21 protein-coding genes and 1 pseudogene are annotated in these 26,292 nt (G+C 38.6%); 8 read left to right on the forward strand and 14 right to left on the reverse strand.

Annotated elements, in window-relative coordinates:
* Position 1: 1 nt before the first annotated feature.
* Together ACFX4N_RS23240 and proB are read right to left on the reverse strand one after the other, a co-directional pair.
* Entirely contained in the window at positions 2-1,246 is a 1,245-nt protein-coding gene (locus ACFX4N_RS23240; RefSeq protein WP_098196928.1) for a glutamate-5-semialdehyde dehydrogenase, read from the reverse strand.
* Entirely contained in the window at positions 1,243-2,076 is an 834-nt protein-coding gene (gene proB / locus ACFX4N_RS23245; RefSeq protein ID WP_055991570.1) for a glutamate 5-kinase, read from the reverse strand. Before proB ends, ACFX4N_RS23240 begins: the two co-directional genes overlap by 4 nt.
* Positions 2,077-2,320: 244 nt before the next feature.
* On the opposite strand from proB, the gene cstA reads away from it, so the two are divergent.
* Both cstA and katA read left to right on the forward strand, forming a co-directional pair.
* A complete protein-coding gene (gene cstA / locus ACFX4N_RS23250; RefSeq protein ID WP_192100741.1) occupies positions 2,321-4,129 on the forward strand; it encodes a carbon starvation protein CstA in 1,809 nt (602 codons plus the stop codon).
* 275 nt (positions 4,130-4,404) lie between these two features.
* Positions 4,405-5,865 carry a catalase KatA gene (gene katA, locus ACFX4N_RS23255; RefSeq protein ID WP_029319474.1) on the forward strand — a complete coding sequence of 487 codons (1,461 nt, stop codon included), beginning with the start codon at positions 4,405-4,407 and terminating at the stop codon, positions 5,863-5,865.
* A 326-nt stretch (positions 5,866-6,191) separates the two neighbouring features.
* Here the strand turns inward: katA and ACFX4N_RS23260 are convergent.
* A pseudogene (locus tag ACFX4N_RS23260) lies at positions 6,192-6,350 on the reverse strand (ATP-binding protein); the annotation flags it as partial.
* A gap of 280 nt (positions 6,351-6,630) precedes the next feature.
* Here ACFX4N_RS23260 and ACFX4N_RS23265 point away from each other — a divergent pair.
* Positions 6,631-8,082, forward strand: a complete 1,452-nt coding sequence (locus tag ACFX4N_RS23265) for an alpha-amylase (RefSeq protein ID WP_013059891.1) — start codon at positions 6,631-6,633, stop codon at positions 8,080-8,082.
* 30 nt (positions 8,083-8,112) lie between these two features.
* Here the strand turns inward: ACFX4N_RS23265 and ACFX4N_RS23270 are convergent, their stop codons facing one another.
* From ACFX4N_RS23270 to ACFX4N_RS23280, 3 genes are all read right to left on the reverse strand, one after another.
* Entirely contained in the window at positions 8,113-9,546 is a 1,434-nt protein-coding gene (locus tag ACFX4N_RS23270) for an anion permease (RefSeq protein WP_013059892.1), read from the reverse strand.
* A gap of 275 nt (positions 9,547-9,821) precedes the next feature.
* Positions 9,822-11,021, reverse strand: a complete 1,200-nt coding sequence (locus ACFX4N_RS23275; RefSeq protein WP_013059893.1) for a class I SAM-dependent rRNA methyltransferase — start codon at positions 11,019-11,021, stop codon at positions 9,822-9,824.
* 192 nt (positions 11,022-11,213) lie between these two features.
* Complete coding sequence (locus tag ACFX4N_RS23280) at positions 11,214-12,251, reverse strand: PepSY domain-containing protein (RefSeq protein WP_013059894.1); 1,038 nt, start codon at positions 12,249-12,251, stop codon at positions 11,214-11,216.
* Positions 12,252-12,484: 233 nt separating this feature from the next.
* Between ACFX4N_RS23280 and ACFX4N_RS23285 the strand changes: the two genes are divergently transcribed.
* Both ACFX4N_RS23285 and ACFX4N_RS23290 read left to right on the forward strand, forming a co-directional pair.
* Positions 12,485-13,168: a response regulator transcription factor gene (locus ACFX4N_RS23285; protein WP_192100772.1), complete on the forward strand. Its 684-nt coding sequence runs from the start codon at positions 12,485-12,487 to the stop codon at positions 13,166-13,168.
* Between the two features lie 110 nt (positions 13,169-13,278).
* Positions 13,279-14,610, forward strand: coding sequence for a sensor histidine kinase (locus ACFX4N_RS23290; RefSeq protein ID WP_234014980.1), 1,332 nt, complete (start codon positions 13,279-13,281; stop codon positions 14,608-14,610).
* Between the two features lie 41 nt (positions 14,611-14,651).
* Here the strand turns inward: ACFX4N_RS23290 and ACFX4N_RS23295 are convergent, their stop codons facing one another.
* Positions 14,652-15,494: a PepSY domain-containing protein gene (locus tag ACFX4N_RS23295; protein ID WP_013059897.1), complete on the reverse strand. Its 843-nt coding sequence runs from the start codon at positions 15,492-15,494 to the stop codon at positions 14,652-14,654.
* A gap of 24 nt (positions 15,495-15,518) precedes the next feature.
* Between ACFX4N_RS23295 and ACFX4N_RS23300 the strand changes: the two genes are divergently transcribed.
* The 3 genes from ACFX4N_RS23300 (at position 15,519) to ACFX4N_RS23310 (ending at position 19,189) form a co-directional block, all read left to right on the forward strand.
* The gene (locus tag ACFX4N_RS23300) at positions 15,519-15,704 is read left to right on the forward strand and encodes a hypothetical protein (RefSeq protein WP_098547088.1); all 186 of its coding nucleotides are present in this window, start codon (positions 15,519-15,521) and stop codon (positions 15,702-15,704) included.
* 171 nt (positions 15,705-15,875) lie between these two features.
* Entirely contained in the window at positions 15,876-17,774 is a 1,899-nt protein-coding gene (locus tag ACFX4N_RS23305) for a PhoX family protein (protein WP_377262563.1), read from the forward strand.
* Positions 17,775-18,190: 416 nt separating this feature from the next.
* Positions 18,191-19,189 (forward strand): tRNA dihydrouridine synthase, encoded by a 999-nt coding sequence (locus tag ACFX4N_RS23310; RefSeq protein ID WP_192100739.1) that lies wholly within the window; start codon positions 18,191-18,193, stop codon positions 19,187-19,189.
* 169 nt (positions 19,190-19,358) lie between these two features.
* On the opposite strand, the gene rlmH is transcribed toward ACFX4N_RS23310, so the two are convergent.
* The 7 genes from rlmH to walK form a co-directional block, all read right to left on the reverse strand.
* Positions 19,359-19,838 (reverse strand): 23S rRNA (pseudouridine(1915)-N(3))-methyltransferase RlmH, encoded by a 480-nt coding sequence (gene rlmH / locus ACFX4N_RS23315; RefSeq protein ID WP_013085547.1) that lies wholly within the window; start codon positions 19,836-19,838, stop codon positions 19,359-19,361.
* An 83-nt stretch (positions 19,839-19,921) separates the two neighbouring features.
* Positions 19,922-20,080 (reverse strand): CxxH/CxxC protein, encoded by a 159-nt coding sequence (locus ACFX4N_RS23320; protein ID WP_013059901.1) that lies wholly within the window; start codon positions 20,078-20,080, stop codon positions 19,922-19,924.
* Between the two features lie 73 nt (positions 20,081-20,153).
* On the reverse strand, positions 20,154-21,386 hold the full coding sequence (locus ACFX4N_RS23325; protein ID WP_013059902.1) for a S1C family serine protease: 1,233 nt from the start codon (positions 21,384-21,386) through the stop codon (positions 20,154-20,156).
* A gap of 57 nt (positions 21,387-21,443) precedes the next feature.
* The gene (locus ACFX4N_RS23330) at positions 21,444-22,238 is read right to left on the reverse strand and encodes an MBL fold metallo-hydrolase (protein ID WP_014457688.1); all 795 of its coding nucleotides are present in this window, start codon (positions 22,236-22,238) and stop codon (positions 21,444-21,446) included.
* Positions 22,239-22,256: 18 nt separating this feature from the next.
* Positions 22,257-23,036, reverse strand: a complete 780-nt coding sequence (locus ACFX4N_RS23335; protein WP_029319486.1) for a two-component system regulatory protein YycI — start codon at positions 23,034-23,036, stop codon at positions 22,257-22,259.
* On the reverse strand, positions 23,023-24,324 hold the full coding sequence (locus ACFX4N_RS23340) for a YycH family regulatory protein (protein ID WP_235860910.1): 1,302 nt from the start codon (positions 24,322-24,324) through the stop codon (positions 23,023-23,025). Before ACFX4N_RS23340 ends, ACFX4N_RS23335 begins: the two co-directional genes overlap by 14 nt.
* A 56-nt stretch (positions 24,325-24,380) precedes the next feature.
* On the reverse strand, positions 24,381-26,288 hold the full coding sequence (gene walK / locus ACFX4N_RS23345) for a cell wall metabolism sensor histidine kinase WalK (protein ID WP_013059906.1): 1,908 nt from the start codon (positions 26,286-26,288) through the stop codon (positions 24,381-24,383).
* Positions 26,289-26,292 lie beyond the last annotated feature (4 nt).

The raw sequence follows: 26,292 nt of genomic DNA on the forward strand, positions 1-26,292 counted from the left end.
TTTATCGAATTTGTCCATCTCCGTAAATAATATATTTTAGCGTTGTTAATTCCTTTAATCCCATCGGTCCACGCGCATGAAGCTTTTGTGTACTAATTCCGATTTCTGCCCCGAAACCAAACTCTTCTCCGTCCGTAAACCTCGTTGAAGCATTCACATAAACAGCGGCTGAATTAACGCGCTGTAAAAAACGCTGAGCATGAGCATAATTTGTTGTTACAATCGCTTCAGAGTGATGTGAACTATGAACATTAATATGGGAAATCGCTTCATCGATATCATCTACGATTTTAACCGCCATGATGAAATCCAAGTATTCTTTCTTCCAATCCTCATCCCCTGCTGGAACAAGATCTGGAACGATTGTTAGCGCACGTTCATCACCGCGTACTTCTACATCTTTCTCTCGTAGCGCTTGAACAATAATCGGCAAAAATTCATGAGCCGCTCGTTCATGAATAATCAGCTTTTCGGCTGAGTTACACACCGCTGGACGAGATGTTTTTGCATTAATGACAATATTGGCCGCCATGTCACCGTCATATTCTTCATCAACATAAATGTGGCAGTTCCCAGTTCCTGTCTCAATAACGGGAACCGTTGCATTTTTTACCACCGCTTCAATTAAACCAGCACCGCCTCGAGGAATTAATACATCGATATATTCATTTAATTTCATTAACTCCAGTGCTGTTTCTCTCGACGTATCTTCAATAAGCTGTACGCTATGCTCAGGCAATCCTGCACTTGCCGCAGCTTGAGATAATACAGAAACAATCGCTTGATTCGAATAAAACGCCTCGCTGCCTCCGCGCAAAATAACTGCATTTCCTGCTTTTAAGCATAAGCCTGCTGCATCACACGTAACGTTTGGACGCGCTTCATAAATAATTCCTATGACACCAATAGGTACACGCTGCTGCCCAATTTGTAAGCCATTTGGTCGCTTCGCCATAGACAGCACTTCTCCTACTGGATCGGAAAGCGCAGCTACTTGGCGCAGGCCGTCTGCCATTCCGTGAATCCGCTCTTCATTTAAAAATAGGCGATCCAACATAGCTTTTGATGTGCCTTTTTGAACGGCTTTTTCTACGTCTAATTTATTTGCTTTTAAAATCGCTTCTTGCTGACTCAATAAAGCAGCCGCCATTTTATAAAGTGCCTGCTGTTTTTGTTCGCTCGTTACATTTCCTAAGAAATAAGAGGCTTCTTTTCCCTGCTTTCCTTTAAGCTGCAATTCACTCATTTCATTACTCCTTCAGCTTGTTTTAAGAATAACGTTCCAATTTCTTGGCCTTCAATAATATCTCGCAAAATACTTGGTTCTTTACCATTTGCTAGGATTAAGCTCACGCCTGCACTTGTAGCTGTTTTAGCAGCGGTAAGCTTTGTGACCATTCCGCCTGTTCCAACGTCAGTTCCACTATCTCCAGCAAAATTCTCAAGCTCCGGTGTGATGCCATCTATTACTTTCATTAATTTAGAATTAGGGTTTTTTGTGGGATCTGAATCAAAGAAACCGTCAATATCAGATAAAATAACAAGTAAATCTGCGTGAATCAAAACTGAAACAATGGCGGATAAATTATCGTTATCTCCAAAACGTACGATGTTTTCAATCTCATCGATTGCAACTGTATCGTTTTCATTCACAATAGGAATTACTTTGTCTTCAATTAATTTTTCAAACGTGTTCACAACGTTATTGCGCACATGTTCATCTTCGATTACATCTTTCGTTAACAGTACTTGACCAACGATGTGGCTGTACTCACCAAAGAATTTACTATAGATATGCATAAGCTCACATTGCCCGACAGAGGCCGCTGCTTGTTTGTCTCGAATAGAAGTTGGCTTTTCTTTTAACTTTAGTTTTTTTACTCCTACTTGAACAGCACCTGATGTAACAAGCACAACTTCTTTTCCTGCATTCATTAAATCAGATAAAACACGCGCTAGTTTTTCAATGCGTGCTAAGTTAATATCTCCATTATCATAGGTCAACGTAGATGTCCCTACTTTGACTACAATACGCTTGCTATTTTGTAACTCTTGACGATGGTTCACTCTTTTCATCTCCCTAACTAAAAACACCTAAATGCGTACTAATTTTTTTTAAAATTATAGCAGAGATTATGCGAAAAGTCTTATAGTTTTTCAAAGGGAATTTGAACTTTCTAATTTTTTAAATAATTAAGGGAAAAACTGGTGATAAAAGCGCTTTCTTCTTTTATAATGAAAGTTGTAAGGGGAACACACAATTACATAACGTTGTGTAGTAGTACAAACATCAGACAACTAAGGGATAGGGGGATTTGTAATGAATGCGGTTACCATTGTTATTGGATCTATCTGTATTTTAATGATTGCGTATCGGCTTTATGGAACATTCATGGCTGTTAAGGTCTTGAAACTAAACGATGCGCAAAAAACGCCAGCACATGAGCTTGAAGATGGAAAAGATTATGTGCCAACCAACCGATGGGTAACATTTGGTCATCACTTTGCAGCTATTGCAGCTGCTGGTCCGCTTGTTGGACCTATCTTAGCAGCTCAGTTTGGCTATTTGCCCGGACTGCTCTGGCTTTTAATCGGAGCTGTAATCGGAGGAGCCGTTCACGATGCAGTTGTGTTATTTGCATCTATGCGCCAAAAAGGCCAGTCACTTTCAGAAGTGGCTAAAAAAGAGCTAGGACCCGTCGCTGGTTTTTGTACAGGTTTAGCTATGCTTTTTATCATTACCATCACAATGGCCGGTTTATCTATGGTCGTGTTACACGCACTTGAGAAAAATCCTTGGGGTACATTCGCTGTTGGAATTACGATTCCGATTGCAATGGGGGTAGGTATTTACCACAAAAAAACCGGTAATTTAAAAGCGGCTTCTACCGTCGGCTTCATTTTAATTTTAATCGCCGTATTTAGCGGTCCTTATATTCAAGGAACAGCTTTAGGAGATTTTTTAACGCTAGATATTAAAACACTTTCAATTATTCTTCCCGTTTATGCATTTTTCGCAGCGGCCTTGCCCGTTTGGCTGCTTTTAGCACCTCGAGATTATTTAAGCAGCTTTATGAAAATTGGTGTCTTTATCGCGCTGATTGTAGGCGTGTTTTTCGTAAATCCAGCAATTCCATTTCCTGCAGTTACTGAATTTATTCACGGAGGCGGCCCTATTTTAGCAGGACCTGTGTGGCCGTTCATTTCCATTACGATCGCCTGCGGTGCTATTTCCGGCTTCCATGCATTTGTTGGTTCAGGGACAACCCCTAAGATGCTTGACCGCTGGAGTGACATTAAAGTTGTAGGCTTCGGGGCGATGTTAGTCGAATGCTTGGTAGGAATTATGGCATTAATTGCCGCAACAGCTTTACATCCTGGAGACTATTTTGCAATCAACTCTACACCTGAAGTATTTAAAACGCTCGGTATGAACGTGACAGCTCTTCCTCGGCTTAGCCAAGAGATTGGTCTAAACTTGGAAGGCCGTACAGGCGGCGCTGTTACACTGGCTGTAGGCATGACGTATATCTTCACGGAAATTCCTTGGTTCAGCCACCTGTCTTCTTATTTTTTCCAGTTCGTCATTATGTTTGAAGCAGTGTTTATTTTAACTGCTATCGACGCTGGCACACGCGTTTCCCGCTATTTAATTCAAGACTTTTTCGGTGAATTTTATAAGCCCTTGAAGCGAGTAGACTGGCTTCCCGGGTCCATTTTTGCAAGCGCCCTAGCCTGTTTTATGTGGGGGTACTTATTGTTCTCAGGAGATATTGGCTCCGTTTGGGCGCTGTTCGGCGTATCGAATCAGTTAATGGCCTCTATTGGTTTAATTATTGGAGCAACCGTCATTCTTAGAATTGCAGATAAACGTTCCTATATGCTTACTTGCCTTATTCCATTAGCCTACCTTTACGTGACGGTTAACTACGCGGGTTATTGGATGGTTAAGAATGTGTATTTAAATGAAGCTGCGGCAGGTTACAGCATATTAAATGCGACTCTTTCAATCATCATGCTTATACTCGGTCTCATTATTATGATAGCCGCGATTCAAAAATGGACACAGCTTTGGCGCACGCCTCAGGCTGAGCTGGCAGCGAAAGCAAACTTAACACAAAATATATAAAACGAACACGCTTGCTTATATAAGCAAGCGTGTTTTTGATATGGTAATAGCCGGTCAAAATAATTGCACACCAGGCATTTTTATTATTAAACTAAATATACTATACAGAAAATTTTTAAAATAGTTCGTACACTTCACATGCTATATACCCCATTGGCTACATCTCAAAATCAACACTTTAAATTATAATAATTATAATTTAGTATTGATTTTTTATTTAAAAATGTTATTATTATTTCTAACATAATAAAATTCAAATAAGAGGTGGTTCTAAGATGACAACAAACAAGAATAACCTAACGACTAGTTGGGGAGCTCCGGTTGGAGATAATCAAAATTCAATGACCGCTGGTTCACGCGGACCTACTTTAATTCAAGATGTTCACCTTTTAGAGAAATTAGCCCATTTTAACCGAGAGCGTGTTCCCGAACGCGTCGTACACGCAAAAGGCGCCGGTGCCCACGGCTATTTTGAAGTGACAAATGATGTTTCAGCCTATACAAAAGCAGCTTTCCTTTCTGAAGTAGGAAAACGAACGCCTCTATTTGTTCGCTTTTCAACAGTAGCTGGTGAAAATGGCTCAGCAGATACCGTTCGCGACCCTCGCGGGTTTGCTGTTAAATTTTATACAGAAGAAGGAAACTACGACTTAGTCGGAAATAATACACCTGTATTTTTCATCCGAGATGCGATTAAATTTCCTGACTTTATTCATACACAAAAACGCGATCCACGCACACATTTAAAAAACCCGACGGCCGTTTGGGATTTCTGGTCTTTATCTCCTGAATCTTTGCATCAAGTTTCTATTTTAATGTCTGACCGCGGTATCCCGGCAACTTTACGCCATATGCATGGATTTGGCAGCCACACATTTAAATGGGTTAATGCCGAAGGAGATGGCGTTTGGGTAAAATATCACTTTAAAACAGAGCAAGGCGTAAAAAATCTGTCTCCAGACGTAGCTGCAAAGCTAGCTGGTGAAAATCCAGATTATCATACTGAAGATTTATTTAATGCCATTGAAAAAGGCGATTTCCCTTCATGGAAGCTGTACGTTCAGATTATGCCATTAGAAGACGCTGATACGTATCGCTTTGATCCGTTTGACGTAACAAAGGTTTGGTCACAAAAAGACTACCCGTTAATTGAAGTAGGTCGCATGGTCTTGGACCGCAATCCAGAAAATTATTTTGCCGAAGTGGAGCAAGCTACATTCTCACCTGGAACGCTTGTACCAGGAATTGACGTATCACCTGATAAAATGCTGCAAGGTCGACTATTCGCATACAGCGATGCACATCGCTACCGCGTGGGTGCTAACCATCAAGCGCTACCGATTAACCGTCCGCGCAATGAAGTAAATAACTATCAGCGTGATGGTCAAATGCGCTTTGACGATAACGGCGGCCGTTCTGTTTACTACGAGCCAAACAGCTTTGGTGGTCCGACAGAATCTCATGAAAACAAACAAGCGGCATACCCTGTTTCAGGCGTTGCCGATAGTGTTGCATATGATCATAACGACCATTACACGCAAGCAGGTGACTTATACCGCCTTCTAAGCGAAGACGAGCGTACACGACTAGTTGCAAACATCGTTGAAGCTATGAAGCCTGTAGAAAAAGAAGAGATTAAACTGCGTCAAATTCAGCACTTCTACAAAGCGGATCCAGAGTATGGAACACGCGTTGCAGACGGTTTAGGATTATCTGTTCCGCAGCAAGTAAAATAAAGAGATCAGTTTTCCAAATGAGAAAATAAAGGTATTTTTCTCATTTTAGATTCTCATTTATTATCAATTAGTTTAACATTTTATCACTAAATAAGTATCCATATTTTATGGATACTTATTTAAATTCTTGTAAAAAGAGGAAGGGATGAAGAAATGATTGGACAAGAAATAAGATGTAATCAGTGTGATAGAGAAATAAAAGTACTAAAGCACAGTACACTTTGCGGTTGCGGAATAAAATTACGAACGCTAAAAAAAGAGAAGCAACCAGCATAATGAGGTTGCTTCTCTTTTTTTACTAGATATGCTGTTTATATTCACTCACATTAAAGAGTAATCGTTACTTTAAATAAATCTCCGTCAATTTCAATATTCAGTTCTCCTCCGTGCAAATCAATAATTGACTTAGCAATAGCTAAACCAAGTCTAGAGTCTTTGGTTTATCTCGAGGTATCCCCACTTTTAAAACGTTCAAACCGCTCATCGTTTACAACTAAAATCGCATATTCGTCCATTGATTTCTCACTCTCCTTTCAAAAGTATGTCATGGGTCATTTCGTCTATGGGTTTTACTGTAAACTGCATTTTTTAAGAAAAAAGAAGAAAAAATTTTAAGATTTTCTTAAGCTTCATATGTTGAAAAAGGTTTAAAGAATAGGGATAACAGGAACGTTAAAAGAAAAAATATAATCAATTCCTCATTTGATTCTAAAGAACTATCCGTGAGCGATTATATCTTTTTATTTAAAAGGAGGATGATTTAACTTGGAACGGAATCATACAATTATGCAATTTTTCGAATGGCATGTGCCAGCTGATGGCGAGCATTGGCAACGCCTCAAAGAGCTCGCTCCTCAACTAAAAGAACAAGGAATTGATTCCGTGTGGATTCCCCCTGTTACAAAAGGTGTTTCATCAGAGGATAATGGCTACGGCGTTTACGACTTATACGATCTTGGCGAATTTGATCAAAAAGGAACCGTTCGTACAAAGTATGGAACCAAGCAAGAGCTGCATGATGCGATTGATGCCTGTCATAATCACGGAATTAATGTCTATGTGGATATTGTGATGAATCATAAAGCTGCAGCAGATGAAAAAGAAACGTTCCACGTCATTGAAGTGGATCCCATGAACCGAACAGAAGAAATTTCTGAACCTTTTGAAATTGAAGGGTGGACAAAGTTTACATTTGAAGGGCGCGGCGATCAATATTCTTCTTTCAAATGGAACTTTAATCATTTTAACGGCACTGATTACGATGATAAAAATGGAAAAGAAGGCGTTTTTCGTATTGCCGGGGAAAACAAAAGCTGGAACGAAAATGTCGATCAAGAGTTTGGCAACTACGATTATTTAATGTTTGCGAATATTGATTACGATCACCCTGAAGTTCGAGAAGAAATGATCAAATGGGGAAAATGGTTAGCAGACACCCTGCAGTGCGACGGTTATCGATTAGACGCCATTAAACATATTAACCACGATTTTATTAAAGAGTTTGCCCACGAATTGTCCTCTTCTCAAGAAAAGCCATTTTATTTTGTGGGAGAGTTTTGGAATCCAGAGTTAACAGCCTGTCAGGAATTCCTAGACGTGATTGATTATCAAATTGATTTGTTTGACGTATCGCTGCACTATAAACTGCATGAAGCCTCTCAGCAAGGAAGAGATTTTGATTTAACCACGATTTTTGATGATACATTAGTCAAGACTCACCCTTTGAATGTTGTCACATTTGTAGATAACCATGACTCTCAGCCAAATGAATCTTTAGAATCTTGGGTAGAAGATTGGTTCAAACAAAGTGCTTACGCTCTAATTTTACTTCGTGAAGACGGCTATCCTTGTGTGTTTTACGGAGACTATTTTGGGATAGGCGGAGAGCACCCTATTGAGGGAAAAGAAAAAGATATTTCCGCTCTCTTGCATGTACGCTATGACAAAGCATACGGTCAGCAAGACGATTATTTTGATCACCCGAATACCATTGGATGGGTAAGGCATGGTGTAGAGGAATTTGAGAAGTCTGGATGCGCTGTGGTGATGTCAAACGGCGAAGATGGCGAAAAGAGAATGTTCGTCGGCGAACACCGAAGTGGACAAACGTGGATCGACTTCACAAACAACCGAGAAGATCAAGTTGTGATTGAAGAAGATGGCTACGGACAGTTTCCTGTAAATGGCGGCTCTGTATCCGTTTGGGCTGAAGCATAAAAAAAACAGTGGCCTGCGCCACTGTTTTTTTTACCATAGACCGAGCAGTTTCCACCACAAGCCGCCAATTCCAATCCAAATGATAATATGAATAATTGAAATTAAAAAGCCGAGCGACCACCATTTTTGCTGCGTTACATATCCACTACCGAAGAACACCGGTGCCGGTCCACTGCCGTAGTGAGTTAAACAGCCAAATAAATTGCTAAAGAACGCTAAAATTAATGCTGACAGTAACGGAGGCGCACCAGCGGCCACGATGACAGATAAAAATGCTGCGTACATAGCGCTGACGTGAGCCGTATTACTCGCAAAAAAGTAGTGAGAATAAAAATACGCAACAGCTAGTACAATCAACGCCGTCATCCAAGACATATGACTAACAGTGCCTTTCATCAGATCACTGAACCAAGGAATCATGCCTAGATCATTTAAGAAGGTTGCCATCATAACCAACACAGCAAACCAAACTAATGTATCCCATGCTCCCTGTTCTTTTTTGATGTCCGACCAGCTTAGTACTTGCGTTAAAAGCAGCGTACATAGACCAATAAAAGCAGTTGTTGTTGCATTAATATTTAAATTAGCGCCAAAAATCCACAGCACAAGAAGAAGTAAAAATACGCCAATCATGTACCATTCTTCTTTCTTTAGCGGACCCATCTCATTTAATTTTTTTACTGCAATTTCAGATGCTTCCGGTGTTTCTTTTAATTCTGGCGGATACAGCTTATAAATAACAAGCGGAATAACAATTAAACTAATAATTCCAGGTACAATTGCAGCCGCTGCCCATCCAACCCATGAAATAGTCTTTCCTGTAATTTGTTCCGTCATTTTAACAGCAAGAGGATTGGCCGCCATTGCTGTTACAAACATAGCGGATGTGATCATATCTCCTTGAAACGATACTTTTATTAAGAAAGCACCGACTCTGCGCTCCGTACCGTCTCCAGTTCTCGATCCATATGTTTCGGATAAAGAACGAATGATTGGAAGAATAATTCCTCCAGCTCGTGCTGTATTAGACGGCATTGCAGGTGATAAAAGCAAGTCACTTACGATAAGAGAATACGATAATCCCAACGTCTTTTTACCGAACAAACGAACGAAGATATAGGCAACCCTTGTTCCTAGACCAGTCTTAATAAAACCTCTAGAAATAAAGAATGCAATAACGATTAACCAAATCGTCGTATTTTGAAAACCGCTGAGCGATTGTTCAAGTGTTAATGTATTAGTTAATACAATAATGGTTAAAGATAAAATAGCTACACTGCCTAATGGCAATGGTTTAATGATAAGCCCTACGATAGTAGCCACAAAAATAGCGAATAAGTGCCAAGCCTTCACATCAAGTCCGGACGGAGGTGTAATAAACCATAAAACAAGTCCGATTGCCAGACAAATTAATAAAGGAATAAATTTCACTTCGCCGGCAGGCTTTTTTGTTGTTTCAGCCATAATCTTTCTCCTTTCATGTTTTTTAATAATAGTAGTATGCTCTTTCTACTTCGTACCCAATACTTATCCCATTTAAAATAAAATAATTGTAAAAATACGTTTCGTAAGGATGATATTGTAAAATTGTGAAGTGTTGAGCATAATTCCTTTATTATTTTATCATATATATTGACAATATTTATCTCCTACCTTCATTTTGTCCCCTTCAAATAGCTTGTAATCGTTATTTTATCAAAAATAAATAAACTGCATGAGTTCATCATGCAGCCTTGCATTTAGCGATTTATTTTTTGAATAAACACGACTTTTAAATAATTACCTGACTTAAATTCTTTTATTGTTTTAAAATCAGATGGAAGAGCGAACTGCTCCATCATTTTGTACCGTTCCCCTTTTTCATTAAAAGCTTTTTCAATAAACGAATGGAATTTTTTCATATCAAAATTGCTTGCATTCGTAGATGCTACAATGACACCGTTTGGCTTTGTAAGCGCAATGGCTTCTTTTAATAAATCTTTGTAGTCTTTTGCCGCGCTAAACGTATGCTTTTTCGACTTAGCAAAGCTTGGCGGATCTAGCACCACAAGATCGAAGGTCATGTTCTTCTTGACCGCATATTTAAAATACTTGAAAACATCTTCTACGATAATGTCCTGTGCTTCGTGATCAATTCCATTTACACTAAATTGCTCAATTGTTTTTGCCAAGCTGCGGTTGGCTAAATCGACACTTGTTGTTTTCGCAGCTCCTCCAAGAGCGGCCGCCACTGAAAATGCGCCTGTATACGAAAACATATTTAGCACGGTCTTTCCTTTTGCATATTTATCTCGAATTGTTTTACGGACGTCTCGCTGATCTAAAAAGACTCCCACCATCGCTCCGTCATTTAAGTAAACGGCAAAACGAATACCATTTTCTTTTACAATTAAAGGGAATTCACCTTTATCCCCTGCTACAAAATCATCTTCTTCAATATACTGCCCCTTTACGTTAAAACGTTTTTTCTGGTACAGCCCTTTAAAGTTAGGCGCAGACTTTAAGGCTTCAATGACGTATTCTTTAAATTGATAAATTCCTTCACTATACCAACTCATGACGTAATATCCGTCATAATAATCAATAATCAAGCCGCCGATTCCATCACCTTCACTATTAAATATGCGAAAAGCAGTTGTGTCTTCAGACGCATAAAAGTCATGACGAGATGAAATAGCTTGCTGAATTTTTCTAGCAAAAAACGCCGCGTCAATTTGCTCACTTTTCTTCTTCGTAAGAATCCATCCGTAGCCTTTGTTTTGTTTTCCATAATAGCCTTTGGCTAAAAATTGATTCTTGGAAGTAACTAAGTTAATAATAACCCCTTCTTCTTGCAGTTTATGACCATCAACAAGCGCATCTTTTTCAATGAGTGGATAACCCTTGTTCACTTTTTTAATAAAAGCTTCTTTGGCTATAACTTGTACTTCTTTTCTCATGTGTACACCCTATCTATTTAATTTATTTCATTCTAGTTCTATCCATTTTACAACAATAATCTACATTTATCTTAACATAGATAAACAGCCCCGTTTCTAGTTATAAATAGAAAAGCAGAGGATGCCTTGAAGCACCCTCTGCTTGATATGAATGAAAAATGAAATGTATGTTTTATGTTTTAAGATAAAAAATTATGAGCACTCTTGTCCCGTATAAGCATCGAACTTAAGCGTCTGCTGCTTGCTTCCGCTCACTAAGGTTAATACGTATACAGTTATTGAGTTTTCTGTTATAAGCTCAATATGCTCTACTTTTCCTTCTTGATGTTTTAAAGCAAGAACTTTTACATCGTTCTCCGTTAACGGCTGAAGTTTATCTTGTTTTACATGTGTGATTTCACCCGAAACCGCATCGATTGTGATTGTGTATTCCGTATTATCTTTGATTATTTTTACTGTGAAAATCGCTGCGTTTTTATCATATTCTACCATTCTCACCTTACCTACATATGTAGCCAATGCAAGATCTTTTGCATCTTGCCTCGTTAATAGCTTCACTGCTTGCTGAGAAGTATTAACTACTTTTCCGGTGAAAGCATCTAACGTTACGGTATATTGAGTGCTATCTTTAAGAATCACTGCGATATACTGACTAGTGGCTTCTTTAAACTCTAGACTATATACGTAACCACTATATTGTTTGACAGCTCCTTCTTTTATTTTTTGCTCTGACATTAGCTGCAGCTCTTTTTTATTCTCATGAATGACTTTTCCCGTTAGACCATCTACAGTTAACGTATATTCTACTTTGCCATCTACTACAGTTAACGTATATTCACGCGTTTCTTTGTTAAAGGTAATAGATTGAATAGCGCCTTTATACTGCTTAGAAACAGATTCTTTCACTTGATTTTGTGTCCATAACTTCACTTCTTGCTTCTTTACTACTTTTCCAGTGCTCGCACTTACTTCTACAATTCTTTGCTCCAGGTTATTCGTTACAATTGTAATTACATACACACTTGATTCCTGCTTAAATTCCGTAGACGTAACTGTCCCTTTGCAATCTTGTAGAGCAATACCTTTTGCCTGAGCTTGCGAGATACTCACATGTTCAGTTGTTTCTGCTTTAGCTGTCTTCATTTCTGCAGCGTGACTCGTTGTAATAGAGCTAAATGCAATTGCAGTTCCTAAAGCAGATGTAGACAATACTTTTGCCCATTTAATCATCCTTGAATTTCCTCCTTTTTCACCATTAGACTTTCCGTCTAATTTATGGCGTTTTATCTAGTACGCCGTTCATTATGCAAAAGATTTCTGAGAATAAGACGAATAGAAGCTTAAAGTTAGCTGAAGATATAAGAATAGCTACTATTTTTCAGCTTGCTTTCAGCTATTATTCAGTGCTGTTTCAGATAAAAAAGCATAATAGAAAGTAGAGGAGCAAAGGAGTTTTCAACATGATGGAACAACTAAAAGGAATTAAAGTCTTGCTTATAGATGACGAACCAACTATTTTACAGTTTTTATCTTTGGGTTTAACGAATGAAGGATTTGATATTAAAGCTACCCAAGACGGAATTGAAGGAATTAATGTAGCTAAAGAATTCAAGCCCCATATCGCTATTGTAGATGTTATGCTTCCAGGAATGGATGGATTTGAAGTATGCCGCTTGTTGAAGAAAATGGGAGATATAGCTGTCATTATGCTAACAGCAAAAGATCAAGTAGACGATCGGGTAAAAGGGCTGACTATTGGAGCAGATGATTATATGGTCAAACCTTTCAGTTTTGAAGAACTTCTTGCGCGCATTAAAGCTAGAATCCGCAATCAATTTCCCAACTTATTAGACGAAGTATCAATCGGTCCATTTAAAATTGATGACCGCCGCAAAGAAATTAAATACCTTAATCACATACTTGATTTATCCCCTACTGAATATGCACTCTTAAAATTCTTGGTTATTAATCACGGTCTCGTACTAAGTAAATCCACCATTTTAGATCGAGTGTGGGGATATGATTTTGGAGGAGAAGAAAACATTGTAGAAGTATACATTCGATCACTGAGAGAAAAATTACAGGACCATAGCCGAACCGTCATTCGAACGCTTCGCGGTGTAGGATACCGGATTGATATTTCATGAAGCACAAACGGTTCTTTCATCTGAACTCTCTTCGCCTTCAGCTCTTATTCAGAAGTTTGCTTGTTATTTTGAGTTTACTGATACTGATAGGCTTGTTTCAATACGTGTTCATGAAGCAATTTATTTACACGAATAAAATTAAAAGCATCGAAGACCAAATTCACTTGATTCCCGATGATGTCTGGAAACATGATATTGAAACAAGCCAGAATGTAAAAAGATCAAGACCCATGGTTTATTTCCCGGGTGTTAATATTACCTTTATCAATCAAAAAAGCACATTTTTACGGCTGGCTAAGGATCCACATCATTCTTACTTTCCTAAGCTTTCTGCATCTACATATAAACAAGTAATGAAAAACATCAAACAGCCGGACAACACGATGAGCCTCATAAAGAAAATCGATGGTCATCAAGAGCAAGTCATTGTTTTAAAACCAATTGTCTTTGACGGAGAAATCCAGGGAGTTATTCAAATCAATACTCCAACAGAATCACTAAGAGACCTGTTAATCAGACAAATGATAATCTTTTTAATGCTTTCACTTACTGCAATGACCATTGCTTTTTTTGTTTTTTCTTCTGTTTTAAAACAGACGTTAATCCCTTTGTTTACTATTACTAAAAAAGTGGAGCATATTAATGCAGGAAGCTTACATGACCGCTTGCCTGTTAATCAAGGACAAATCGAAATGGATCGCCTTTCTCTTTCTATTAACGAAATGCTTGAGCGTCTTGAAGAAGCATTTAAAGCTGAAACAGATGCCAAAGAACAAATGCGGCGCTTTGTGGCGGATGCTTCTCATGAACTGCGAACGCCGCTTACATCCATTCATGGCTTTTTAGAAGTTTTACTAAGAGGGGCTAGCAGTAATCCAGACCAATTAAACGACGCATTAAAAAGCATGTATGGGGAGTCCAAAAGACTGCGCAAACTGATTCAGGATCTTCTGCTTCTTGCTCAGCTTGATCAACTTCCGACGTTTCAAAAAGAGTGCTGTTTTGTAGATGAATTGATTTTAGATATGAAACCTCAATTAATGCTATTGGCCGGGAACAGAAAAATTTTATTCGACTTCCCAAGCCCTCTACCATCAGACATTAACAAAGATCAATTTAAACAAGTTGTTTTAAACTTATTTTCCAACGCAGTACAGCATACAAATCCAACTACAGGAGTTATTCAAGTGATAGGAAAAGCAAATGAGAAAGAACTTTCATTAACAATACAAGATAACGGTCACGGCATTCCTCAAGAACACCTTGCTCATTTATTTGAGCGATTTTACAAAGCTGATGCTTCACGCTCTCGAGCATACGGAGGAGCAGGTTTAGGTTTAGCCATCAGCGCATCTATTATAGAGCTGCACGGGGGAAAAATACGTGTAAAAAGCAAATTAAATGTAGGAACTGCTTTTGAAATTGTATTGCCCTTAACGTAAAAAAAGACGATTGCTGTAAAGCAATCGTCTTTTTTATCAAATCAGCACACTTTTCCTGTTTGAGGGCTTATTTTTACAGTATGTTTTACATTGTCTGTTCCTTTGATCACAAACGTGTATGCTTGTTCACTGAACGAAACAGATTGAACCGTTCCTTTGTGCTGTTGAAGAGCAGCTTGTTTAGCTTGTTCTTGTGTAAACTTTACCGCTTCGACTTTAATTACTTTTCCAGTTTCAGCGTTTACTTTCACATGGTGATCTTTGTTGTCTTTTCCGTGGATCAAAAATGTGTATACATCATTTGCATATGAACTTGATTGAATCGTTCCGCTGCAATTTTTTAATGCAATCGTTTGAATCTGTGCTTTTGTAAATGCAGCGCTTTGAATTTGAATCACTTTTCCACTTTGTGCATTCACTTTTACGTGGTGATCACGGCTATCTTTTCCGTGAATTAAGAACGTATATACTCCATCGTTGAAGCCTACCGACTTAACCGTTCCTCCACAGTTTTTCAACGCTACTGCTTGTGCCTCACTTCGAGAAAAAGATAGTTTTTCAACCTTTACCACTTTTCCGCTGTGTGCATTTACTTTCACGTGATGGTCTTGATTATCTTGTCCGTGAATTAAAAACGTATAGGCGTTATTTTCAAAAGAAACTGATTGAACCGTTCCTCCGCAGTTCTTTAAGGCAATTGCTTTTGCTTGAGCTTGCGTATATGTTGCCGCTTCGGTATGAGCCGACGCTTTTGTTGAAGTAATGTGCTGGCCGTCTGAAGCAAATGCGCTTGTCATTGAACCAAGAGCGATAGCTGTTCCAATTGTGGCACCTCCCACCGCTTTTGCTACTACTGCTTTTCCTGCTAATACTTTTCCAATCATGATTATACCTCCGCCTAATTTCCAATGTATTTACAGCACAAGCTAAAGTTTTTAGCAGCGGTCATTTATCAAAATAGCGCTATTGGAGTAACGTTTTTTTCTGCTAAAATACCTTTCACTTTTGCTGTACGAGCCAAAGCGCTTCCTGTCGCCTTTAGCTATGTGTTTATTGTAAGAGCAGAACATGAATTCACTGTGAAGCCCAGCTGAATGCTATCTGAACAAATTCTGAAAGATAGCTGAATAACTTCTAGTTAAACTTGTCATGTAAATGTTCAACGTTCTTAACGACAGCTCAACAAATCCAGCGCTTCTCTTTATATTTCCTCAACAATCAAATGATTTAATAAGTGTATGAATACAATTTGGAGGTTATCAACCATGAAAAAACGAGTATCTCTTGGACTATCTCTCACTCTTTTAGCTTCTAGCGCCGCTTCTGCTTTTGCAGCAGAGCATCATCCAGTTCAACATCCAAAACAAATCAAAAGCGTCGAGTTTCAGCCAATGAAAGCACCTACTACGATTGAAAATATGATTAAAACGTATACAGAGGCATCTGTAAAAGTAACGTATAAAGATGGAAGCGTTGAAGAAACGCCGCTTAACTATAACCAACTCTTTCTTTCAAAAGATAAAATTGTCGATAATAAAGGGGAATTAATCGCCGCAGGTACACCCATCGATGCAAACGGGGATCCAATTATTGACCGAAGCGTTCCTGATAAGCCCTCACCGTACGTATCAGACGCACCGGATTCAAACAGCTTTATCACCATCAACGGTAAGTCTTATATTATTTCACATTATGAATATGAATCCGTTAATAATGCTGGAAAAGAGATTTCCGGTCTTCCTGCTTCAATGACGCTTACACAAGTTGATCGAGATGATAAAACAGGAAAACTAACCGTCAACCATGCTAAAAAAATTGATTTTTCTAATGTGAATGGTTTATGGACGCCGTGTAATGGCTCTACAACAGATTGGGGTACTCACCTTGGTTCAGAAGAATACGAGCCTGATGCACGTGCTTTTGAAGACCCTTCATCTAGCTCTTATAAAGACGTCACGAACTTCGCTAAGCTTTATTTCGGTGACACGTCAAAAGCAAATCCTTACTACTATGGCTGGATTCCAGAAATTTCAGTGGATGAAAGCGGCAATGCGTCCGTCGTAAAACATTACAGCACAGGTCGTTTTTCACACGAAATGATGCAGGTACTTCCAGATAATAAAACCGCTCTTTTTGGCGATGATGGATCTAATACCATGATGTTTATGTATGTAGCAGATAAGGAGAAAGACTTCTCAGCAGGAACGCTTTATGCAGCAAAATTCAAACAAACGAGTACGAACAATGGAGGTAAAGGCGACCTTCATTGGATTAAGCTTGGCCATGCAACAGACAGTGAAGTGAAAACAATAATCGACAAAGGCACAAAATTTAGTGATATTTTTGAAACAGCTGAACAGCCTACAAAAGGATTTAAAGCAGTCAAAACCGCCGCAAGTAAAAAAGTTGAATATTTAAAAGTAAAGCCTGGCATGGAAAAAGCAGCTGCCTTTTCAGAATCACGCCGATACGGTGCAATTTTAGGTGCAACATCTGAATTCAACAAGATGGAAGGACTAACGGTTAACAAAAAAGATAAAAAAGCGTATATGGCTATTTCTTACCAAAATAGTGCCATGCTAAAAGAATCTGGTGCTGTCCAAGATGATATCCAGCTTCCAAGATTAGAGTCTGGTGTGACCTACCAGCTGAACTTAGGATCGCATCAAAAAGACCAAGCAAAAGGCAAGATTAACAGTCGCTACGTTCCTGCAAGCATGGAAGGGCTACTGATTGGACAAGACCTAGAAAAAGCAGATGCATACGGTAATACAGCAGATCCAAATAAAATTGCCAACCCTGATAACCTTACGTATTCAAATGACTTAAATACACTCTTTATCGGAGAAGACAGCTCACTGCACACAAACAACTTCGTATGGGCTTACAATGTAAAAACCAAAAAACTATCGCGCATTCTTTCAGTTCCAGTGGGAGCAGAAGCAACAGGACTTCGTGCAGTAGAAAACATTAAAAACTCTCGCTACGTACTAAGTAACTATCAGCACCCGGGCGAGGACATCAGCGACAAAAATATTACCGCTGTTGATAAAGAAGAGCTAGCTAATGCAATGAAAGAAAGCATTGGCATTCAAGAAACAGGTGGTGTAGGATACATTTCTGGACTGCCTTCTAAGGACGGCGCTCCTTACAAAAAGCATTAATACGTAATGAAGCCACGTCTGTTGTACAGTGACAGACGTGGTTTTTTATATATTATATAGTAAAAGTTATTTATAAAATCGTTTATCGTAATCATAATTATGGTGAATACTTTATAATATCCTTAGAGAAAGTGCCTAAACACAAACCAAATGCTTTAGGATATTTATTCGCAGGTATCCGGTACATGCCTTCAGGCTCGCTTTTAATTGCTTATACCCCACTAATACTAGATATAAAATTTGTTTCAATAAGTATTTCCAGCAAAACAAAACCACTCGTTCCCTTGCACTTTTCGTTCCATACCATTAAAGTATATATTGGTTGAAGTTTATACTGGCATTCAACCTGATAAAAGAAATTACACTTTTTAATTTTGGGAATATGTTTTCCCTAAAAGAAAGGGTTTAGATATAAGATGAAAGATAATTTTTGGCATGAGTTGCCGCGTCCGTTTTTTATTTTGGCACCGATGGAAGCTGTGACGGATGTCGTTTTTCGCCATGTTGTGACCGAAGCAGCACGACCTGACGTATTTTTTACAGAGTTTACGAATACGGAAAGCTACTGCCACCCGAAAGGAAAAGATAGCGTAAAAGGACGATTGACGTTTACAGAAGATGAACAGCCAATCGTTGCGCATATTTGGGGAGACAAGCCTGAATACTTCCGTCAAATGAGTATCGGCATGGCTGAAATGGGCTTTCGCGGAATTGATATTAATATGGGCTGTCCTGTACAGAACGTTGCAGGAAACGGAAAAGGTTCTGGTCTGATTCGCCGTCCAGATACTGCGGCTGAGATTATCCAGGCAGCCAAAGCTGGAGGGCTTCCAGTAAGCGTAAAGACTCGTCTTGGCTATACGCAAGTTGATGAGTGGTACGACTGGCTGAAGCACATTTTAGAACAGGATATCGTGAACCTTTCTATTCACCTTCGTACGAAAAAAGAAATGAGCGATGTTGACGCGCACTGGGAGTTAATTCCGGAGATTAAGAAGCTTCGTGACGAAATTGCGCCTCATACGCTACTAACAATTAACGGTGATATTCCTGACCGCCAGAAAGGTCTTGAACTTGCTGAAAAGTACGGCGTTGATGGAATCATGATTGGACGCGGAATTTTCCATAATCCGTTTGCGTTTGAAAAAGAAAAGAAAGAGCACACAAGCGAAGAGCTATTAGAACTTCTTCGCCTGCAGCTAGATCTTCATGATAAGTATTCTGAAGAATTAGAGCCGCGCCCTTTCAAACCGCTTCGACGCTTTTTCAAAATTTACGTTCGCGGATTCCGCGGTGCAAGCGAATTAAGAAATCTACTCATGAGCACGGAAACAACTGACGAAGTGCGTGCGTTGCTTGATGAGTTTAAAGACAGAGCTGGAGTGAAAGAAGACGAAAGTTTTTCTGTTTCTTAAATAAGATCTCGTTTGCTTAAACTCAATTGTTCTAACATTTTATCGGAGAGAAGAACCTCTTGTTCTTTTTTATAGACGTGTGCTATTTATCCACATATGATAAAAGCTGAGGCAGAAGGTTTTACATTTCCTTCTGCCTCAGCTTTTAATAAAAAAATATCCACACGTTCTATTTATGATAAGGTTCATTTCGAATAATACGAAAAGCTCGGTAAATCTGTTCTACTAATACTAGGCGCATAAGCTGATGAGGAAACGTCATCTTTGAAAAAGAAAGGGCTGCGTTTGAGCGTTTCATTACTTCGCTGCTTAAACCAAGCGACCCGCCAATGACAAACGCTATTTTGCTTTTTCCGTAGGTAGCTAATGAATCAATTTCTTTTGCGAGTTCCTCGGAAGATTTTTGTTTTCCGTTAATAGCTAATGCGATTACGTGAGTATCGTCTGAGATTTTCGCTAAGATGCGCTCTCCTTCTTTTTGTTTCACCTGTTCCATTTCAGATTCACTTAAGTTTTCTGGCGCTTTTTCATCTGCAAGCTCAATAATTTCTACTTTTGCATAGCTTGATAAACGCTTTAAATATTCTTGAATGCCTTGTTTTAAGTATTTTTCTTTTAGCTTCCCAATGGTTATAATAGAGATATTCACAGGCTATTCTCCTCTCCTTTATCTCTTATCCACAGATATTATCCACATATCCACATGCTATATCCACATTTTGTATAAGAATATTAGTTCCCTACTACATATACAGCTTCATTGTCACAATATTCACAGCTTTTTTTGTCAGTAGAATTTTCTATTTTTTCAAAAACCGGCGCTAGCTCAATCTCATCTACCATTACATCCAGCGCTAGTTCTGTATGTTCCAAACAGCAATATATCTTCATGTATTTATCTTCCTCTCTCTATTCTTTTCATTAAAAAACCACAGGAGTTTATCCCCTGTGGATAACTTTTCTTTCACTTCATTTGACGCGTTAATTTTACTTCTGTGGATTTCTTTTTGCCATCGCGATAGAACGTTACGTTCATTTTATCGCCAATTTCTTTTTCAATGTAGAGGTGTTTGCGAAGTGTCGCAATGTCCCTTACTTTGCTGTGATCTAACTCAACAATCACATCATATTCCTTTAATCCGGCTTTAGCGGCTGGCGAACCTGGCTCGACTTTTAGAACAGCAACTCCGTTTACTACATCATGCGGTAACTTAAGGGTTTCTTTTAAATGATACCCTGATACCTCACTTAATGATAGTGTACTAACTCCAAGATACGGACGTCTGACTTCACCATATCGTTCTAAGTCATTAATAATGGGCCTAGCCATGTTGATTGGAATGGCAAGACCAATGCCTTCTACTGCTTCTTGGGCAATTTTCATGGAATTAATACCGATTAATTCACCATCAATATTAACAAGAGCACCCCCGCTATTACCAGGGTTAATGGCGGCATCTGTTTGAATAACTTCTGATTGCCAATCAGGGTTTCCATCGCCATTCAAATCTTGAGGAATGACACGGTTAACCCCTGAGACAACTCCTTGTGTAACGGAGCCAGAAAATTGAAGGCCTAACGGGTTTCCGATAGCAATCACTGGTTCACCAGCTTTAAGCTTATCAGAATTTCCGAAGGTAGCCACTTTTGTCACGTGGCCTGCGTCAATTTCAAGAACTGCTAAGTCCATTAAATCATCGCTGCCAAGAATTTTAGCCGATACCCTTGTACCGTTACTGAAGCTCACTTCAATTTCGTTAGCGCCTTTAATGACATGATAGTTTGTCACAATATAAGCTTTGTTGCCTTGCTTTTTGTAAATAACACCTGAGCCCGTTCCGGCATCAGTTCGTTCATCATTCCAAAAGCTTTCAGAGTTCTGAATGTTTACAACTCCTACAACTGCTGCATTGGCTTCAGAAACAGCTTTTGTGACGGCCGTAGTGACGTCAAGAGATACTGACTTTTGAATGGTAGATCCTGTTTGTTCATCTCTATTTTCATCCGTCATCCATCCATCTGGCAAAATCCCGTTCCTCACCAAGGCTGGCATAAGAAGCAGTACAATAAGTGCACCTATAATTGCTCCAATCAGAGCAGAAGCGAAATATCCTCTGCGGCGTTTAGGCGGCCGACTATTTGGCTCTTGGCCTTCATCATAATGTTCCACACTATCACCGAACCCTTCATTTATCATCGTGAATGTCTGCATTCACGTACTAAATGAAGTTATTTTTCGCTTCCTTTCTAGAGACTATACATAAACAATATCAGTTGGTCTTTTTGGGTCTGTATCACATAGGAGAATATTGTCCTCTACATTGATGTCTTTTTGTTGTAACACTTGCGCAACAGACATGCGGGCAATTTCCTTCATGTTATTGTCTTGACTCAAATGCGCTAAGTAAATGCGTTTGGTTTGATCTCCAATCACATCTGCCATTGCAAGAGCCGCGTCTTCATTTGATACATGTCCCACGTCGCTTAGAATTCGTCTTTTAATGCTCCAAGGGTAGCGCCCCATTCTCAGCATTTCAACATCATGATTGCTTTCAAATACGTACATATCGCTATTTTTAATCGTACCTTTCATGCGGTCACTTACATAGCCGGTATCCGTAATAAGGGTTAATTTTTTAGATCCTTGATGAAAGACATAAAACATAGGCTCTGCAGCATCATGCGAAACGCCAAAAGACTCCACTTCCAATTGACCAAACGATTTCGTTTGGCCAATTTCAAAGTGAAACTTCTGTTCCGTATCAATGTTGCCGATCAAGCCATCCATTGCGTTCCACGTTTTTTCATTTGCGAAAATAGGGAGCTTATATTTACGTGCCAGAACACCTAGTCCTTTAATATGGTCACTATGTTCATGAGTCACTAAAATTCCTGATAAATCCGGGATATTGCGATTTACTTGTTGAAATAGAGCTTCCATTTGTTTTCCGCTCAGCCCTGCATCAACTAGTAAGGAATGTTCTCCATCACTTACTAAAATCGCATTTCCTGTGCTCCCACTCGCTAGCACGCTGAAATGCAGGCTCATTTATCTCACTCCAAATACTTATTTATTTCCTTTTTTAATAATCTGCCCTTCAAAGGCATTGACAAAATAACTCGTGTCTCCATTTACAATAACATGCCAAGTTGGTGCTAAAACTTGAGAATTTAATAACGGCAGATCAAACGTATAGTACCCAAACTCTACTTTTGTTACAGAATCTTTCTTTTTCAATTCACCCTTCAAAAACAAATTTTCCAATGCTTTTAAAGGCGTTAAAACATCCTGCTCATCATCCAACGTTTTCACAGAACCCAGCATCGTTTGTTCATAAGAAATAATTTCATCTTTGTCATTTAAGTGAGCAACAATCATGCCATTTTCATTATCAAAGATTTTATGCTTCTTATATTTTTGAAAGAATGTAACTGTTTTTTTCTCTTTGTTAACATTCCATAGCTCATAATCCTTACCTGAGATCACATACCGTTTTAGAAATTGACTTAGCTTTGCTTCGGGACTTTTTTCAGGTACTGAAAAAGGTTTGTCTAATGCGCTTCGAATTGTTTTTTCCTCAAGCAGCGTTGCTTTTTGTTCTTTAAGCTTTTTTAAATCTTCATCTTTAAACAGTTTGCTTTTAGCATTTAACGACGAAGCTTCCTTCACATCTACAGGTAAATGTTTATATTCAATGCCTTCACTCGTTAATTGTTCTTCAACGCTCGACTCCACAAATAGAGAGTACTGATCTTCTTGATGAGTTTTAAAAATCTGATAGCCTAAGTAAATATTAAGAATCAAGAAAGTGAAAATAAAGATGGTTTTTGTTCTATTCCAATCCATCGTTATCGCCTCCTTCGGTCGGCGGTGCAATTCGATACCACTTGCTATTATAATAATAGAACCAAGAAGGAACGAGTTTGACAGAGTTAGAATTAAACTCAACCGTCTTTTCACCGGTTTTTGGCTGCTGTGAGACTTCTTCTAGCTGATAGCCTATTGAAATATCTTTTAACAGATTCGGGTCAAAGTTTTGGTGTTTTTCAATTAATTGAATCACTTTTTGAGATGACTGCAGCTTTTCTACACTCGAATCCTGTACTCTCACAAAACGATAAAGAGGACGACGGTAATTTAAAATCTCCGCATTTCCCCATCTCTGATATATTTCAGTCATTCCCTGATTGCTGTAAACTGGATAGTTATCTTTATAATAACGATAGCTAATTTCTTTTGTAATACGATTCCAGCTGTTGAACCTGTAATTAGATTCCGTCCAGCCGCCGTGGTCATTAACGAAGCTAAAGCTGCGATTTATTAAATTATAATCTTCCATTACTTCGGTCGTGGAATTTACAAGATTCACATATTCCATCACATCTGTCTTCGTATTAACATTAATCACTTTTGTACCTTCGGTGTAGACATCTCGGTTTGTAGACGTTTCTTTCCGTGCATAGTCTGGGTTGTTAAAAAGCGCTTCTTTATATTTTTCAATATCTAAATGCCTCATGCTCGTATAGTAGACTTCACTATTCATCGTGATATTATTTTCCGGAAGGAAGATATACCGATTTTTGTTTTCTTTATATACAAAGCTCGGGGCATACGTACGTTTCATTTTATCTTCTAATTCTTTGATATCATCTTTGGCCAAATTCTTGACTGTAACCGAATAAATCTTTTTTTGCTCATAATTCACAAGATACACGCTTACGAAAAAGGAAGGTGTACGCTTAATTTTAATGAGTACACGGTCAAATGTTTGATTAGGCAAAGACGTTTGAGAAAATGAAAAAAGCTGTTGAAATGTTTTCAAAGGTAGCGCGTCTGGATACAACACTTCAATAGAATTACTTCCATGGACATAATTTAAAAATCCATCAGGAGAAATAGCATCCGAAACGTCCGTCACATTCGAAAATTTCCACTTTTTCATTTCATTTACCCATTTGTTTACATCATCTTCGTCGTGAGACATGTAGTGATTATCGTTTCGATGATAGAGAACTTCTGTTGGAAGAATATGATCTTCTATTTTACTTTTTGAACTCACTTCAACTTCCTGCAAATGTTGATTTTTTGAAATGACCTTATAAGAAGGCTGATACGTCCATATATGATACGTCATAATTAAACTGGAAGCGACGAGAACAACTAAGATGGCCGTTTTGATATGTTCATATCTCATTCCCATTCGTCATCATTCTCACTTTCAATCGGAAGAGTAAAGTAAATCGTTGTTCCTTTTCCTTCCTGACTATCTGCCCAAATACGTCCATCATGTGCTTCAATAATTTCCTTGGCAATAGCAAGCCCTAATCCTGTTCCGCCTAATTTACGCGTTCGTGCTTTATCTACACGATAGAAGCGTTCGAAAATTTTAGCTAAATTTGATTTTGGAATTCCCATACCTTGGTCTTTAATGCTCACAACAATTTCATGCGTATGCTGAGCAATTGAAAATGTAATGGTTCCGCCTTCAGGTGAATATTTTATTGCATTGGAAATAATGTTATCTAATACTTGTGTAATTTTATCTTGATCGATAGCGACATAGATTGCTTCATTTGGCAAGTCGCGCACGAACGAAATACCTTGTTCAATTGTCATTTCAAAGCGATCAATGATGTAATGATAGAACTTCACAAAATTGATTGGGTCACGACTAAATCGGTAGTCTTGGCTATCTAGCTTAGATAATTGAAGCAAGTCGTTAACGAGACGAATCATTCGTTCTGTTTCCGTTTGCGTTACATTTAAAAATGTTGGAGCTAAGTCCTTATCTTGCCATGCTCCTTCTGCAAGCGCATCTAAATAACTGCGCATCGTTGTTAACGGCGTACGCAATTCATGTGAAACATTGGCTACAAATTCTCGGCGATCTTGATCAATTTTCTCCTGCTCTGTAATATCATGCAAGACAATGATAATCCCGTTAATAAAACCGGTCTCTTTTTGAATAGCGGAAATGGTAGCTCTTAAAATAAAGGGATCTGATTTTGTACTAAAGTCCAAAATTAATGACTCTTGATTAGCGAGCAAGCTTTCAAACGTATGCGTTTCTTCAAGATCTAATAGGGAAACAACTGGATCAGACAAAACCGTTTCACGTGAAACATTTAGCATAGCTGCAGCTGGATCATTAATTAAAATTACTCTTCCCTTTCGATCCGTAGCAATAACGCCGTCCGTCATATGAGCTAATACCGAACTAAGCTTACGGCGCTCCCCTTCTGTAGTTGCCTGTGCTTCTTGAAGCTTTCTTGTTAAGTTGTTGAATGTGAGAGCTAGCTGACCAATTTCATCATACCCGTATACCTTAGCTTTTCTCGTAAAATTCCCTTTGGCCATCTCAAGTGCTTGTTTTCTCATTTCAGACATTGGACGAGTAATCGTCTGAGCTAAAAACACGCCTAAAATAGCTGTAATAAAAAGAGCAATCACCGTACCTGCCTTAAAGATCTGATTGATATTACTCATTTGATCGTAAACAGGCTCCATGGAAGCTGTTAAGTAAATAGCACCTAAGATTTCTTCGCTAGACTGAACTTTTCCATTTTTATTAGTTGAATTTGATTGACTGGCACCTACTTTATCCTGTAAACGAATAGGCTGTATCATAACTCTGATTCGCTGTCCGCTTTGATCAACAAATACATTATCAGAGTTCGTTCCTGCTAACAACGCATTTGTAATCGCTAAATCATTAGTCTTTTTACCTATGATCTGTTGAGGATTTGAGTTCGATGTAGCAATGATTCTTCTATTTTGGTCAATGACTCTTACTTCAGAGATGTCATTCATATCATTTGAAGCTAAATTGGGTCTTGAAGCAAAATCTCGTAAAATAGTCTTTAAGTCTTCCTCAAGAGTGGGCGAATCATCATCACGATTTTTCACCATTTCTTGTCCAATGTTATACGTCAGCAAGTCTGTCCGCTCTTGAAGAGACGTTCGAAAGTTGTTAACTAATTCTTTTTCTAATTGTCGTGCAAAATAGACCCCAATAATTTGCATCGCAATTAAAATGAGCAGCACATAAATCAATACAAACTTTAAATGAATAGATTGCAGGAGCCTTACTTTCTTCATCTAA

Source organism: Priestia sp. YIM B13551 (assembly GCF_042787905.1).
Lineage (GTDB): Bacteria > Bacillota > Bacilli > Bacillales > Bacillaceae_H > Priestia.